Genomic DNA, 13,195 nt, shown 5'->3' with positions numbered 1-13,195 from the left:
TCGGGAAAGGACGAGACGTGAGCTCCCCTGCGCACAACCCACTGCGTGACCCTCGGGACAAGCGGTTGCCCCGCATCGCCGGGCCCTCCGGACTGACGATCTTCGGGGTGACCGGCGACCTGTCGCGCAAGAAACTGATGCCGGCCATCTACGACCTGTCCAACCGGGGCCTGCTGCCTCCCGGTTTCGCCCTCACCGGCGTGGCCCGGCGGGAGTGGGAGAACCAGGACTTCGGCGAGGTCGTCTACGAGGCGGTCAAGGAGAACGCGCGCACCCCCTTCCACCAGGCCGTGTGGGACCGGCTGGCCGAAGGGATCCGGTTCGTGCCCGGCAGTTTCGACGACCCGGCCACGTTCGACCGGCTCAGTCAGACGATCAAGGAACTCGACGAGGAACGGGGCACCGGAGGCAACCACGCCTTCTACCTGTCGGTCCCGCCGTCGATGTTCCCCACCGTGCTGACCCACCTGTCCCGCTCGGGGCTGGCCGAGCAGTCGGCGGACACGTGGCGGCGCGTGGTCATCGAGAAACCCTTCGGGCACGACCTGGAGAGCGCCCAGGAACTCAACCGCATCGTCAACGAGGTCTTCCCCGAGGACTCGGTGTTCCGCATCGACCACTACCTCGGCAAGGAGACGGTGCAGAACATCCTGGCGCTGCGCTTCGCCAACCAGCTGTTCGAACCGCTGTGGAACGCCCACTACGTGGACCACGTGCAGATCACCATGGCCGAGGACATCGGACTCGGCGGACGCGCGGGCTACTACGACGGGATCGGCGCGGCCCGTGACGTGATCCAGAACCACCTGCTCCAGCTGTTGGCGCTGACCGCCATGGAGGAGCCGCTGTCGTTCTCCCCGGACGACCTGCGCGCGGAGAAGAGCAAGGTGCTGTCGGCGACCAAACCGGTGGGTCCCTTCGCCGAGACCACGGCACGGGGGCAGTACACCGGTGGCTGGCAGGGCGGGCAGCAGGTTCCCGGCCTGCACGAGGAGGGAGGTTTCGCCTCCGACTCCCGCACGGAGACCTTCGCCGCGATCACCCTGGAGATCGAGAACCGCCGCTGGGCCGGGGTGCCGTTCTACCTGCGCACCGGCAAGCGCCTCGGCAGGCGGGTCACCGAGATCGCCGTGGTGTTCAAACGCGCCCCCCATCTGCCGTTCGACGACACCATGACCGAGGAGCTCGGCCAGAACGCGCTGGTGATCCGGATCCAGCCGGACGAGGGGGTCACCATGCGGTTCGGGGCCAAGGTCCCGGGCACCTCGATGGAGGTGCGGGACGTGACCATGGACTTCGGCTACGGCCACGCCTTCACCGAGTCCTCCCCGGAGGCCTACGAGCGCCTGCTGCTGGACGTGCTGCTCGGCGAGCCCTCCCTGTTCCCGGTCAACGAGGAGGTCGAACTGTCCTGGCAGATCCTCGACCCGGTGCTGGACTACTGGGCCGAGCACGGATACCCGGAGAAGTACAAGGCAGGAACCTGGGGGCCACCCTCGGCGGAGGCGATGCTGGCCCGCAGTGGACGCGTCTGGAGGCGGCCGTGATTGTCGATCTGCCCTCCACCACCACCTCGCAGGTCAACAAGAAGTTGGTCGAGCTGCGTGAGTCCGGTGGTGCCGTAGCGCTCGGCAGAGTGCTCACCCTGGTCATCGTCACCGACGACAGCTCGGAGACCGAGCAGGCCATCCAGGCGGCCAACGAGGCCAGTCGGGAACACCCGGCGCGGGTGATCGTGGTCGCCAAGGGGGCGCGGCAGGCCGCTCCCCGGATCGACGCGCAGATCCGCATCGGCGGCGACGCCGGAGCCTCCGAGGTCGTGGTGCTGCGGCTGTACGGCCAGCTGGCCGAGGAGGGGGCCGGCTCGGTGGTTCCGATGCTGCTGCCGGACGCCCCGGTGGTGGCCTGGTGGCCCAACGACGCCCCCGACCACCCGGCCAAGGACCCGATCGGGGAGCTGGCACACCGCAGGATCACCGACGCGGCCGCCGAGCCCGACCCGATCGAGGCCCTCGGTTCCAGGGCCCGTTCCTATGTGGACGGGGACACCGACCTGGCCTGGACACGGCTGACCTCCTGGCGGGCGCTGCTGGCCGCAGCCCTGGACCAGCCCCCGTTGGAGCCGGTCCGGGCGGCCACCGTCTCCGGGGAGGCAGACTCCCCCTCCACCGACCTGCTCGCCGGGTGGCTGGCCGCCAGCCTCGGCATCCCGGTGCGGCGGGAGATCCACAAGGGGCCCGGCATCGTCTCGGCCGTGCTGGAGCGCCCCAGCGGCAACGTCGAGGTGGTCCGCCCGGACGGCAAGATCGGCTACCTCACCCAACCGGGGCAGCCCGACCGCAGGGTGACGCTGCAACGCCGCGCCGTGCGGGACTGCCTGACCGAGGAGCTGCGCAGGTTGGGGCCGGACGAGATCTACGAAAGCACACTGCGCGGGCTGTCCAACGTGGTTCGCCGGAACCCGGAGGAGAGCTCCGAGCAGTCCGAACCGGTATCGGCGGGACAACAGTCATGAACGAAGTCGTCGTGCATCCGGACGCGGAGACGCTGGCGGAGGCGGCCGCCGCGCGGCTCGTCACCCGGATCGTGGACGCCCAACAGGCACGGGGCGTGGCCTCGGTGGTGCTCACCGGGGGACGCACCGGCATCGACGTGCTGGCCCGGTTGCGGAAGTCCCCCGCCCACCGGGCGGTGGACTGGTCGGCGGTGGACGTCTTCTGGGGGGACGAGCGTTTCCTGCCCGACGGGGACGGGGAACGCAACGAGACCCAGGCCCGGCAGGCCCTGCTGGACCACGTGGAGCTCGACCCGGACAGGGTGCACCCCATGCCCTCCTCGGACGGGCGTTTCGGCGGGGACCCGGACGTGGCCGCGGCGCACTACGCCGAGGTGCTGGGCGCGCTCGCCGGGGCCAACGAGGACACGCCGGTGCCACGCTTCGACGTGGTGATGCTGGGTGTCGGGGAGGAGGGCCACACGGCTTCCCTGTTTCCCGACACGCCGTACGTGCGGGAGACCGCGCACCCGGTGGTGGGGGTGCGGCAGTGCCCGAAACCGCCGCCGGAGCGGATCTCGCTGACCCTGCCCGCCGTGCGGGCCGCCTCCGAGGTGTGGCTGATGACCACGGGCGCGGGCAAGACCGAGGCGGTGGCTCGGGCACTGTCCGGGGCCGATCCGGTGGAGATCCCCGCCGCCGGAGCCCGGGGCAGGGACCGCACCCTGTGGCTGCTGGACCGGGAGGCCGCCGCCGGACTGTGACCACCGGTGGCGGCCCGGGAGGCGCAGCATGCCTCCCGGGCCGCCACCCCGGCCGGTCGCTCCATCTGGATCACTCGATCGGGGTTCGGCTCACCACCACACCGTCGTGGTCGCTGAGCAGGTACTCGCCAGGGACGAAGCGGACCCCTCCGAACTCCACGGGCACGTCGGCCTCGCCCGCTCCGGTCTTGGAGCTCTTGCGGGGGTTGGTGCCCAGCGCCTTGATGCCGAACTCCATGCCGTCGATGACGGCGGAGTCGCGGATCGCGCCGTTGACGACGATCCCGCTCCATCCGTGGGACCTGCCGAGTTCGGCGATCAGGTCCCCCACCAGCGCGGTGTGCACCGATCCGGCGCCGTCCACGACGAGCACACCGCCCTCGCCCGGTTCGGAGAGCAGCTTCTTCAGCAGCGCGTTGTCCTGGAAGCACCGCACCGTCCGGATCGGACCGAAAAACACCCGGCGGGTTCCGAAACTCCGCAGTTGCAGGTCGCAGCTGCGCACGTCGTCGCCGTCGCGGTCGGCGAGATCGGCGGTCGTGGTGGTCATGGTCTCGTGGGTTCCTTTCCGTTCGGTCGGTTCCGCCCTCGGAGGTCGCCGGGACGTACGACCACCGAGGTGGCCATCAGCCCGGCCGAGGTCACGAAGTGCCCGGTGAATCCGGTGAGTGTCCCCGCCGGCAGTTCCACGGGGGGCACGGTCAGTTCGGCCCGGAAGCGCCCGCCCCGCTCGAAACGCACGAAGGCGTCGGTGAAGCCCAGCCACCGCCCGGTCAACGGGAACCAGGCCTTGTACACGCTCTCCTTGGCGCTGAACAGCAGCCGGTCCCAGTTGTCGCCGTCGGGCAGCTGCTCCAGCAGCCTCCGCTCCTCCTCCGTACTCACCTGGTCGAGCACTCCGGTGGGCAGCGGCGCGTCGGACTCGGCGTCGATGCCCACGGTCAGCACGTCGGCGGAGGAGGTGACGGCGGCGGCGCAGTAACCGGTGCAGTGGGTGATGCTGCCGACCACCCCAGCGGGCCAGACCGGCTGCCGGGACTCCCCCTGGGGGACGGGAACCTCGTCGTAACCCAACCGGGCGAGGGCACGTCGGGCGCAGTGCCGGGCGACGGTGAACTCCCGTCGTCTGCTGTGCACCGCTCTGGCGACGAACCGCTCCTCCTGCGGCAGCAGCCTGGCGCGCGGATCGTCGCCGAAGGTCTCGGAGGAGACCACCTCCTCCGGCAGGATCCGTTCGATCATCGGTGCGCCCTCACCAGCTCCTCGAAGGTGCGTTCGGGCGCGGGAGGCAGGATGCTGTGCACCGGTGTCCCCGGCCCTCCGCGCCTGCGCCACTCCCGCGGGTAGCCGAGCGAGACCTCCTCGAAGGGGACTCCGTCAATCACGTCGGTGACGGGAATGTGCAGGTGGCCGTGGACCTCGGCCACGGCCCGGAAACGCAGGTGCCAGTCGGCGGTGAGTTCGGTTCCGCACCAGATGCCGAACTGGGGGTGGTACAGCCGCCGGGTCGGGGCGCGGTGCAGCGGCCAGTGCGAGACCAGCACCGTCGGCAGTTCCTCCGGCACCTCTTCGAGACGGGCGCGGGTGTAGCGCACCCGCTCGTGACACCAGGCGGTCCGAGTCGGGTGCGGGTCGGGGTGCAGCAGCACCTCGTCGGTGCACACCACCCTGGTCTCGTAGGCGTGTTCCAGCGCCTGCTCGGCGGTGCTGCCCTCCGCGCGGAAGCTGTAGTCGTAGAGCAGGAACAGCGGTGCGACCACGACCTCGCGGTGCCCGTCGTTCCACACGGGATAGGGGTCCTCGGGGGTGGTCACGTCCAGCTCGCGGCACATCCGCACCAGGTGCTCGTAACGCTCCACACCACGGGCCCGCACCGGGTCGTCGGCCGGGCTCCACAGCTCGTGGTTGCCGGGTACCCAGATGAGCCGGGCGAAGCGCTCGCGCAGCACCCCGAGCGCCCACCGGATCGTCTCCGTGTTCTCGGCGACGTCGCCGGCCACGATCAGCCAGTCCCCGTCGGTGCGGGGGCGGATCGTGTCCAGCACCGGCACGTTGTCCCGGTGCGAGACGTGCAGATCGCTGGTCGCGAGCAACGACGGCGCCGCCATGCGCCAGACCCTACCGGCCGGTCACCCCGATACGGGAGGAGACGTGTCGCACACCGCACCCCGAGCGGCCCGCACTCCCCTCCCCTCCTGCGGACCCAAGGGGTCGCGCCAAGGGGGAGTGTTCCGAACACCGGCACACGGGCGGGGAGGGCGGTGGCAGGATACGGGTATGGACGACTCCGAGGGCTACGACGGGGACGGTTCCGCGCCGGACGAGGCGGAGGACCCCGGGTTCTCCGAGGTGCTGCGCCGCCAGTCCGCGGGGTGGCGGCTGCTGGCCGAGCGGATGCACCCGCAGCAGCAGCCCGCACTGGACGAACTGGACAAGCTGGGGTTGGACAGCGAGTCGCTGCGGGCGACCTTCGACCAGTTCCGTCAGCAGGCACTGCTGCTGCACAACGCCATGTCCGCGCAGGCCCGCGCCTACGACGAGATGATGGAGGCGGGCGGGCCGGACGACCCCGAGGCCTACGAGAACTACCGGCTGGCCACCGAGTTCATCACCGACCTGATGCCCTGGTAGAGCCTCGGGGCGAAACGGTTCGCCGGTGGGCGCGGCTCACCGCACGGTGGCCACGAGCTCCTCGACGCGGCGGCCGAGGGTGGCGGCGTCGGCCGGCAGGAGGGCGTAGACGGTCTCGCCGGTGCTGCCGCGTTCGGTGTGGTCGAGGTAGCGTCCGTCGTCGACGTTGTCGAACCAGCGCACCACCTGGGAGCGGTGCACCCGCCCGGTGCGGTCCCGGCAGTTGGCGGCGAGCTGCCCGGCCCGGGGGTGTCGGGCGGCGCCGATGGCGCGGTACAGCTCCAGCTGGCGGTCGCCGCTGGTGCCGCTCCGGGTGACGGAGACCTGTTGCAGCACCCCTTGTTCGGCGGGCTCCCGTTCGCGCTCCGAGGTCGGGAAGGAGCTCTCCGGGACCTTCGCCGCTCCCTGCCTTCCCGGCGGAGCGGGAGGCAGGGTGGGCAGCAGCGCCTGGGACAGCGTCACCCGCTCGTGCAGTTCGACGGTGAGCATTCCGCCGTGGCTGTCGTCCTCACCCGGTGGTTGGACGCCGAGCACGATGCGGTTGCCGTCGGTGACGGCGGCGACCGCGCGGCACAGGGCCTGTTTTCCCGCCTCGGGCACCCACAGCGAGTCCACCCACAGGTAGGGCTTGGACAGCACGGTCAGGGCCCGGGCCAGACCGGGTTCGACCTCGTCGTCGACGATCAGCCCGGCCGAGCACATGGTGTCGTACTCGCGTTTGCCGACTTCGGCGAACTCCTGACGGGTCCGGGTGTAGGGGGTGATCTCCAACGGCAGGGTGAGATCGTCCAGCCCGAGGTAGGAGTGCACGAAGTACAGGTGCAGCGGATGCAGCTGCCAACGGCCCGAGACGGCCACACTCGTCCCCTTCTGTTCCGAGGCGGGTCCGGCGATCGGACTGATCCGTGCCCGCGGTGGTCGTGTCATTCGATGACCGGCGGGGCGGTCCGGGGCATGTCGTTGAACCACACGTCGTCCCACTCCTCCAGCCAGTTGGGACGCTCGTGTTCCTCGTCCTCACCGCCCTGGCCGCGCTGTCCGGCCGGTCCCATGCCCATGGGACCCCGGCCCCCGGCGGCTCGTCCCGCTCCCGCGGCGACCCCGGACCCCGAGGTGGGACCGGCGGTTCCGCCCTTGACGGGGGCCGTTCCGGAGCGTCCGCCCGGGCCGAGGCCCGAGCCCGTCCCGGCACCACCGCCGAGGCCTCCTCCGACGTAACCGCCCGCGCCACCTCCGGCGCCGACGCCTCCGGCGCCTCCGGCGCCTCCGGAGACACCTCCCGCACCGGGGCCGCCCACGCCGAGACCGGGTCCTCCGGTGGAGGGGTCGGGAGCCCAGGCCGACTCGCTGCCCGAGGGGGGCGTGGGGCTTCCCGTGCCGGGCAGGGTCTCCGGGTTGTGCCCGCCGAACTCCGGCGGCTGCACGCCTCCGCCCGCACCGGAGCCGGGTCCTCCCGTGCCCGGGTAACCACCGCCACCCGGATACCCGCCTCCGCTGGAGCCGACCGAACCGATCCCGGCGGCGGAAGCACCACCCGCACCGGCGCCTCCGGCACCTCCCGCCGGCAGCCCCGCTCCCACCGCCATCGCACCGCCCCGGCCCGCGTCCGGCGGGTGGGCGGGGTTGCCGTCGAGCTGGCGGTAGGCGGGCACCGTGGTGTCCACGTTGCGGTAAGTGCTGCCCAGCACCCGCTCCATGGTCTCCTGGGCCTGCCGTTCGGCCTGCTGCCGTTCGTACTGCTGACGGACTGCGTCGGTCGTGCCCATGGTGGGGCCGCCGGCGACATTGGCGATGATCGCCCGACTGAGGTCGTGGTCCTGCGGCTCCGGGACCATGGCCTTGACCTGGCCGGCCGCCGAACCGGCCTCCTCGATCTTGTTGCCGGTCAGCCGGAAGCACTCGCCACTGTTCTGCGACCACCGGGCCAGGGGCTGGGCGGACTGCTTGGCCGCCTCGGCGGCCCGGCCGGACCAGCCACCGTCGATGGCCTTGGCGGAGTCGCTCGCCAGCTGCTCGCCGATTTTACCCAGTTCCTGGCCGATGCTGCGCCAGGCCTCAGCAATGGCGGCCGCGTCGGACTGACTCAGGGTCTGCTGGTTGGTGTCGTAGATCCGCCGGTGGCTGAAGGAGCGCCAGTTCTCCTGCTCCCGGATGGAGGGCGGGTCGTAGCCCGCCGGGGCGTCCAGCCTGCGGTTGCGCTCGGCCAGTTCCTGACGCAGCCGCTCGCCCTCCTCTGCCGCCTCCGCCGCCCGCTCCTGGTGCGCGTTCTCCGCCCGGGTGTCGAACCCGAGTATGCTGCCGACGTCGTCGCGTACCGTCCCGGCCACATAGCCGACGGCGTCCACGGTGGCGCCAGCGGCCTCGGACACCGCGTTGCCCGCGCTGTTCAGCGCGCCGCCGACGGCGTCACCGACCGCGCCGGCCTGTTCTTCCAACCACTTTCCGAACCCCATGACGCCCCCTCAGGCAGGCTCCGGAACCTTCGGCTCCACCATCTCCGCGAACTCCAACGCCTTGGCACACTCGTCCACAGTATCCGGAGGACGAACTTCGGTGGCCTGGATCTGAATCATCCCCCGCCCGGCATCGAACAACGCACTGCACATCCGTGCCTGCGTCGCTCCCTTCACGATCGCCGTGGCGGCGGCACGACCGTTCACCTCGGTACGCTCGAACTTGGCCCACACGTCCTTCTGCTCCGCGGAAGCCACCGTGTCCCGGGTCTCCTTGCGAACAGACACAGTCACAGAATCCCCTCTGTAATGACACCCAGGGGCCCACGGCGGCCTGTTCGTAGGTTCACCTGTCGTCGACACTCCGAAGGACTCCAGTTCGGCATCCGGCAGGATGTCACACGGATCCACCCCGGCCAGGACCTCCTCCGACGGCTTGGCAGCCGAGGTCCGACCAGCCTCGTCAGCACCCCCACTCGGCGAACACGCCGTGACCCCCACCAACGCCACACCGGCCAACACGGCGCCTCTCAACCCACTTCGCACACATGCCTCTCAAGCCGGCTCCGGAACCTTCGGCTCCACTGTTTCCGCGATCTTCAAAGCCTCGGCGCACTCGTCGAGATCGTCAGGAAGATGAACTTCGCGTGTACGAACGAGCATCGTTCCCTGGCCGGCATCGAACATCACGTTGCAAGTCCGTGCCTGCGTGGCCCCTTTGGTGATCGCACGGGCACCAGCGCGACCATTGACCTCGACCCGCTCAAACTCCGCCCACGTGTCCTGCTGCTCCGCAGAAGCTACCGTCCGACGCGGATTCTTCTCCAAGCTCATATTAACCGGATCACCCTCGTAGTAACACCGTGGCGACCACGGCAACTCATCCTTGAGTTCACCCGCCCCTTTCAGGCCGAAAGACTTCAACTCAGCATCCGACAACACCGCGCACGGATCCACGCTCGCCAAGGTTCTCTGAGAAGACGAGGGCACTGTTGTCTCCGTCGAGTCCTCGACTCCTCCACTCGGCGAACACGCCGTGGCACCCACCAGTGCGGCACTGGCCAGCACGGCCGCAGCCGAGTTCCTCCACCTGCTCACTGCTGGATCCCCCTACCCAGATCACCGCTGATCTGCTCGTCGGTGGCCTGATACTTCTTCTTGGCCTCCTGAAACAACCCAGCCTTGCGCCGCAGCTCGTCAGCGAACTGCCCCAACAGATCCGCCGCGCCGGTAGAACCGTTCTTTGCCTTCTGCCCGAACTTCTCCGCCAACTGCCGACCCGACGGGTAATCCCCCAAACCGGGGACCTGTTGTAACCTCTCAGCAGCGTCGATAAGGGCATCCACTTTTCGGGCCTTTTCCTCGTACACCTTGGCCGCCTGATCGGCGGCGTCGGGCTTCATGCTCAGCCCGCCCGCGTCGATCTGCTGCCGGATCCAGGTGTTCTCCTCCCGGATGGCTCCCAAGGCCGCACTCGCCTCGGAGAATCCGGAATCCTGGCCACCCACCGTCGTCATCACGCTCACCTCTCGCACACGCGGATGTGCCTCCCCGTCGCACTCTAGCGAGCCCGGCAGTGATCCGTCCGGAGAAACCGGAACAACCACCCTGTCGCCGGGGTTCATCCACGCACTCGCCGCAGGAACGCCGTCCACTCGCGTGCGCCCACACGCACCACCGAGCCCGTCGGATCCTTGGAGTCCCGCACCAACACCCCGTCGTCGGCGAAGGCCACCTCGACACAGGCGCCCTGGTTCATGCTGTGAGAGGACTTCCGCCATACCACATCGGACGTGACTCGCACCGAACACCTCTATCCCAACTCGGCGATCACACTCTCCATGAGCTCGATCGACCGTTGCTGATCAAGCGCCTCTTCCCGAAGAGCTTTCGCGATAGAAGTGTAGGTCTCCGTCAAAGTCGGGTCCTCAACCTCGAAACGAGCGCCGATCACGGGGTGTCCTTCCAGGAACACCCCCGGGCCGAAGTCCTGGAACTCCAGCAGAACGAACTTGCCGTCCAGCCCTGAGTGAGCACCGACACCGGTAGGCATGACCTGTATCTCCACATGAGACAAATCTGCCATCTCCACCAGATGCCGAAGCTGGTTGCGTAACACAGCCAAACCGCCGATCGGACGTCGGAGCGCGGACTCCTCGATCACCGCGTGCAGCACGAGCGGATCCTCATCGGTGAGACGGCGTTGTCGTTCCAATCTGAGCTCGGCCACCTTGCCCCTGTCCTCCTCCGCGACGCTGCGGCTGGCAGCCGTCAACGCGGCGGCATACTCCGCGGTCTGCAGCAGGCCGGGAACGACCAGTTGTTCGTAGTTGAACTCCCGCACCGCCTCACCCTCCGAACCGAGGAAGAAGGCGAACCAGTCCTCGACCACCTCCGCGTAAGGAGCCCACCAGCTCGGCTCGGAAGAGCGTTTGGCCCATTCCACGAGAGGCTCCGCGCTGGACTGCGCGACACCGTAGAACCTGAGCAGATCACGCACGTCCCGATGTTGAAGGCGGTACATACCCGCCTCCATCTGGCTGATCTTCCCGCGTGAACATCCCAACTCGGCCGCCGCTTCGCTGGTCGTTCTCCCCGCGTCAGCACGTGCCTGGCGCAGCCGCGCACCGATTCGTCTCCGCAAGGACACCGGATCCATTCGCTCAGTCACAAGCACCTCCCGCACGGAGTCTCCAGTCTCCCCCAAGGGCGAACTCTCACCATGATCACCTGATCGTGGAATCCACAAAGCTAACTGTTAATGGCTAACGTGTTAGCGACCCTGTTTTCCGACCTTAGGAGACGTTCATGATCGGGTTCCCCGACTTCTCCGACACCGACCGGTCCGGCCCGCCCGCGCCGGGCAGCCGCGCGGAGTTCCTGGCCGCGCTCCAGGACATGGTCACCGACCGCGCCCCACGGGTGTTCGCCCTCTGCGAGGAGATCGGCCAGTGCCAGCAGGCAGTGCTGCACTACTGGGGCCTGGCCCACCCCGACCGGGCCGACCTGCTCGGCACCGGCGGCAGCATCCACCTCGGCTTCCGCGACGCCGCCACCGCCCACCACCGCCTCAGCACCCGAACACACCCCCTCCACCTCGTCTGGGCCTGAGACCGCCACCTCCGAAAAAAACCTCCCGGTGCGCTCATCGGCACACCGGGAGGTCACTCGGAGGTCTCGCGCTCGCTCACCCGACGTCGAGGGTGATCTTGCCGCCGCTGTGTCCGGTCTCGCTGTCGTCCTGCGCCCGGGCCGCCTCGCTCAACGGATAGGACCCCGCGTGGGCGATGTCCAACTCGCCCGCCACGACACGCCCGGCGAGCTCGTCGAGCACACCGGTACCGCGTTCCGTAGAACCACCGCTGGAAAACACCACCCCCAGCGCGGAGGCCCGCGTGTCCGCGATGGTGACGATCCGCTCGGTGCCCCCGCGCAACTCCACCGAGGCCGGCAGCACCCCCTTGCCCGCCGCGTCGAACACCGCGTCCACCCGGGAGGTCACCTCCCGCACCCGATCCACCAGCCCCTCTCCGTGGGCCACGGGCACCGCCCCCAGCGAACGCAGGTCCTCGAAACGCTCCGGGGAGGCCGTGCCCACCACGGTGGCCCCCATGCCGACCGCGAGCTGCGTCGCCAGCCTGCCCACGGCCCCACTGGCCCCGTGCAGCAACAGCACCTCTCCGCTGGTCACCTCCAGTTGGCGCAACACCCGGGAGGCCGTCGCCCCCGCCACCGGCAGGGCCGCCGCGTCCCGCCAGGACAGTTCCGGAGGTTTACGCGCCACCAGCGAGGCCAACGCGTACTCGGCGTACGAACCGGTGTCGGCCCAGCCGAACACCTCCTCCCCCGCGTCGAAGGGGGCCTCCTCCCCGGCGGCGTCCACCACGCCCGCCAGCTCCAGCCCGGGGCGGCGCGGCAGCGCGAGCTCGGGCATCACCCCGCTGCGCAGCTTCCAGTCCAGCGGGTTGACTCCGGCCACCCGGACAGCGACCCGAACCTGCCCCCGGCCGGGTTCCGGCGCGCCCGCCTCCACCAGCCGCAACACGTCCGAGGGACCGTACTCGGAGAACTGAACGGCGCGCATACCCCCGCCTCCCGGAACGACGCTTCCTGTCGCCTCCCCGAAACTCCCACGAAAAGACCGGGCCCGCCACGACGGACGGACCCGGCCCGGAATCCACACCTTCCGGATCCCGGATCACACGCCCTCTCCCACGGGCGTGTGCACACGCTCGGACAGCCAGTCGTACCACACCGCCAGTCCCAACGTCTCCGTCACCGAGATCGGGAGGATCTCCGCCTCCGGGCTCACCCCGCGCAGCCGCTCGGTGAACACCGCCGGGTCGAAGGACAGGTACGGCAGCAGGTCCATCTTGTTCACCAGCACCAGGTCCGCACCGCGGAACAGGTGCGGATACTTCACCGGCCCGTCGTCACCCTCGGTGGCCGCGGTCAGCACCACCCGGGCGTGCTCGCCCAGGTCGGGCGGGGCGGGACGGCCCGGATCGCACACGCTGTCCACCAACACCACCGACCCCCGCGTCGGATCCAGCGCACGCAGACCCCGACCCAGCGTCTCCGCGTCCGGAGGAGTGCCCTCCTCCGTGTCGATCCGCGCCACCTCACCCCCGGCGGCGGTCAGCCGCTCCGCGTCCCACTCGGGCACCGGGTTTCCCACCAGCACCGCCACCGGGGCCCGTGCCCCGTTCTCCGCCAGCGTGCGTTCCACCAGGGTGGTCCGACCCGCACCCGGAAAACCCACCAGGTTCAGCGCCAACACGCCCCGCTCGGTCAACCAGCCACGGTTGGCCTCCGCCGGGGCGCGCCCGTCCCCGTCGACGAGCCCGTGCACG

The 13,195-nt window shown here is 69.8% G+C and carries 17 protein-coding genes; 5 read left to right on the top strand and 12 right to left on the bottom strand.

The window, feature by feature from the left end; genetic code table 11:
* Positions 1 to 17 precede the first annotated feature (17 nt).
* The 3 genes from zwf to pgl are packed head-to-tail and all read left to right on the top strand — an operon-like array spanning position 18 to position 3,258.
* Positions 18 to 1,547 (top strand): glucose-6-phosphate dehydrogenase, encoded by a 1,530-nt coding sequence (gene zwf / locus CEP50_RS01660; RefSeq protein WP_106112120.1) that lies wholly within the window; start codon positions 18 to 20, stop codon positions 1,545 to 1,547.
* A complete protein-coding gene (gene opcA / locus CEP50_RS01655) occupies positions 1,544 to 2,515 on the top strand; it encodes a glucose-6-phosphate dehydrogenase assembly protein OpcA (RefSeq protein ID WP_106112119.1) in 972 nt (323 codons plus the stop codon). Before zwf ends, opcA begins: the two co-directional genes overlap by 4 nt.
* On the top strand, positions 2,512 to 3,258 hold the full coding sequence (gene pgl / locus CEP50_RS01650; RefSeq protein WP_106112118.1) for a 6-phosphogluconolactonase: 747 nt from the start codon (positions 2,512 to 2,514) through the stop codon (positions 3,256 to 3,258). The genes opcA and pgl overlap by 4 nt, the downstream gene beginning before the upstream one ends.
* Before the next feature lie 70 nt (positions 3,259 to 3,328).
* Here pgl and rraA read toward each other — a convergent pair whose 3' ends face one another.
* Genes rraA through CEP50_RS01635 form a run of 3 tightly spaced genes read right to left on the bottom strand, consistent with a single transcriptional unit; the run spans position 3,329 to position 5,366 of the window.
* A complete protein-coding gene (rraA, locus tag CEP50_RS01645) occupies positions 3,329 to 3,808 on the bottom strand; it encodes a ribonuclease E activity regulator RraA (RefSeq protein WP_106112117.1) in 480 nt (159 codons plus the stop codon).
* Entirely contained in the window at positions 3,805 to 4,500 is a 696-nt protein-coding gene (locus CEP50_RS01640; protein ID WP_106112116.1) for a 4'-phosphopantetheinyl transferase family protein, read from the bottom strand. Before CEP50_RS01640 ends, rraA begins: the two co-directional genes overlap by 4 nt.
* Positions 4,497 to 5,366: a metallophosphoesterase family protein gene (locus CEP50_RS01635; RefSeq protein WP_106112115.1), complete on the bottom strand. Its 870-nt coding sequence runs from the start codon at positions 5,364 to 5,366 to the stop codon at positions 4,497 to 4,499. The genes CEP50_RS01640 and CEP50_RS01635 overlap by 4 nt, the downstream gene beginning before the upstream one ends.
* A 169-nt stretch (positions 5,367 to 5,535) precedes the next feature.
* Between CEP50_RS01635 and CEP50_RS01630 the strand changes: the two genes are divergently transcribed.
* Positions 5,536 to 5,889: a hypothetical protein gene (locus CEP50_RS01630; protein ID WP_106112114.1), complete on the top strand. Its 354-nt coding sequence runs from the start codon at positions 5,536 to 5,538 to the stop codon at positions 5,887 to 5,889.
* 36 nt (positions 5,890 to 5,925) lie between these two features.
* On the opposite strand, the gene CEP50_RS01625 is transcribed toward CEP50_RS01630, so the two are convergent.
* The 7 genes from CEP50_RS01625 to CEP50_RS01595 form a co-directional block, all read right to left on the bottom strand.
* The gene (locus CEP50_RS01625) at positions 5,926 to 6,816 is read right to left on the bottom strand and encodes an ESX secretion-associated protein EspG (RefSeq protein ID WP_258174661.1); all 891 of its coding nucleotides are present in this window, start codon (positions 6,814 to 6,816) and stop codon (positions 5,926 to 5,928) included.
* The gene (locus CEP50_RS20715) at positions 6,813 to 8,342 is read right to left on the bottom strand and encodes a PPE domain-containing protein (RefSeq protein WP_106112113.1); all 1,530 of its coding nucleotides are present in this window, start codon (positions 8,340 to 8,342) and stop codon (positions 6,813 to 6,815) included. Before CEP50_RS20715 ends, CEP50_RS01625 begins: the two co-directional genes overlap by 4 nt.
* 9 nt (positions 8,343 to 8,351) lie before the next feature.
* A complete protein-coding gene (locus CEP50_RS01615; protein WP_258174723.1) occupies positions 8,352 to 8,843 on the bottom strand; it encodes a DUF3558 domain-containing protein in 492 nt (163 codons plus the stop codon).
* 54 nt (positions 8,844 to 8,897) lie between these two features.
* Complete coding sequence (locus CEP50_RS01610) at positions 8,898 to 9,389, bottom strand: DUF3558 domain-containing protein (RefSeq protein ID WP_258174721.1); 492 nt, start codon at positions 9,387 to 9,389, stop codon at positions 8,898 to 8,900.
* A 47-nt stretch (positions 9,390 to 9,436) separates the two neighbouring features.
* Complete coding sequence (locus CEP50_RS01605; RefSeq protein WP_146134716.1) at positions 9,437 to 9,859, bottom strand: hypothetical protein; 423 nt, start codon at positions 9,857 to 9,859, stop codon at positions 9,437 to 9,439.
* A gap of 104 nt (positions 9,860 to 9,963) precedes the next feature.
* Positions 9,964 to 10,128 carry a DUF397 domain-containing protein gene (locus tag CEP50_RS01600; protein WP_258174719.1) on the bottom strand — a complete coding sequence of 55 codons (165 nt, stop codon included), beginning with the start codon at positions 10,126 to 10,128 and terminating at the stop codon, positions 9,964 to 9,966.
* 27 nt (positions 10,129 to 10,155) lie between these two features.
* On the bottom strand, positions 10,156 to 11,013 hold the full coding sequence (locus tag CEP50_RS01595; protein ID WP_146134715.1) for a helix-turn-helix domain-containing protein: 858 nt from the start codon (positions 11,011 to 11,013) through the stop codon (positions 10,156 to 10,158).
* A gap of 137 nt (positions 11,014 to 11,150) precedes the next feature.
* Between CEP50_RS01595 and CEP50_RS01590 the strand changes: the two genes are divergently transcribed.
* Positions 11,151 to 11,453: a hypothetical protein gene (locus tag CEP50_RS01590; protein WP_106112108.1), complete on the top strand. Its 303-nt coding sequence runs from the start codon at positions 11,151 to 11,153 to the stop codon at positions 11,451 to 11,453.
* A gap of 76 nt (positions 11,454 to 11,529) precedes the next feature.
* Here the strand turns inward: CEP50_RS01590 and CEP50_RS20710 are convergent, their stop codons facing one another.
* Together CEP50_RS20710 and hypB are read right to left on the bottom strand one after the other, a co-directional pair.
* A complete protein-coding gene (locus tag CEP50_RS20710; RefSeq protein ID WP_106112107.1) occupies positions 11,530 to 12,426 on the bottom strand; it encodes an NADP-dependent oxidoreductase in 897 nt (298 codons plus the stop codon).
* 114 nt (positions 12,427 to 12,540) lie between these two features.
* The gene (hypB, locus tag CEP50_RS01580) at positions 12,541 to 13,194 is read right to left on the bottom strand and encodes a hydrogenase nickel incorporation protein HypB (protein ID WP_219905256.1); all 654 of its coding nucleotides are present in this window, start codon (positions 13,192 to 13,194) and stop codon (positions 12,541 to 12,543) included.
* Position 13,195: the final 1 nt, after the last annotated feature.

This window comes from Actinopolyspora mortivallis (assembly GCF_003001495.1).
Taxonomy (GTDB): Bacteria; Actinomycetota; Actinomycetes; order Mycobacteriales; family Pseudonocardiaceae; genus Actinopolyspora; species Actinopolyspora mortivallis_A.
This window is presented reverse-complemented; position numbering and strand designations above follow the sequence as displayed.

Bases quoted from the DNA above. Each gene is read 5' to 3' on its own strand.
- pgl (WP_106112118.1), top strand. From the start codon at position 2,512: ATGAACGAAGTCGTCGTGCATCCGGACGCGGAGACGCTGGCGGAGGCG.
- rraA (WP_106112117.1), bottom strand. From the start codon at position 3,808: ATGACCACCACGACCGCCGATCTCGCCGACCGCGACGGCGACGACGTG.
- CEP50_RS01640 (WP_106112116.1), bottom strand. From the start codon at position 4,500: ATGATCGAACGGATCCTGCCGGAGGAGGTGGTCTCCTCCGAGACCTTC.
- CEP50_RS01635 (WP_106112115.1), bottom strand. From the start codon at position 5,366: ATGGCGGCGCCGTCGTTGCTCGCGACCAGCGATCTGCACGTCTCGCAC.
- CEP50_RS01630 (WP_106112114.1), top strand. From the start codon at position 5,536: ATGGACGACTCCGAGGGCTACGACGGGGACGGTTCCGCGCCGGACGAG.
- CEP50_RS01625 (WP_258174661.1), bottom strand. From the start codon at position 6,816: ATGACACGACCACCGCGGGCACGGATCAGTCCGATCGCCGGACCCGCC.
- CEP50_RS20715 (WP_106112113.1), bottom strand. From the start codon at position 8,342: ATGGGGTTCGGAAAGTGGTTGGAAGAACAGGCCGGCGCGGTCGGTGAC.
- CEP50_RS01605 (WP_146134716.1), bottom strand. From the start codon at position 9,859: ATGACGACGGTGGGTGGCCAGGATTCCGGATTCTCCGAGGCGAGTGCG.
- CEP50_RS01590 (WP_106112108.1), top strand. From the start codon at position 11,151: ATGATCGGGTTCCCCGACTTCTCCGACACCGACCGGTCCGGCCCGCCC.
- CEP50_RS20710 (WP_106112107.1), bottom strand. From the start codon at position 12,426: ATGCGCGCCGTTCAGTTCTCCGAGTACGGTCCCTCGGACGTGTTGCGG.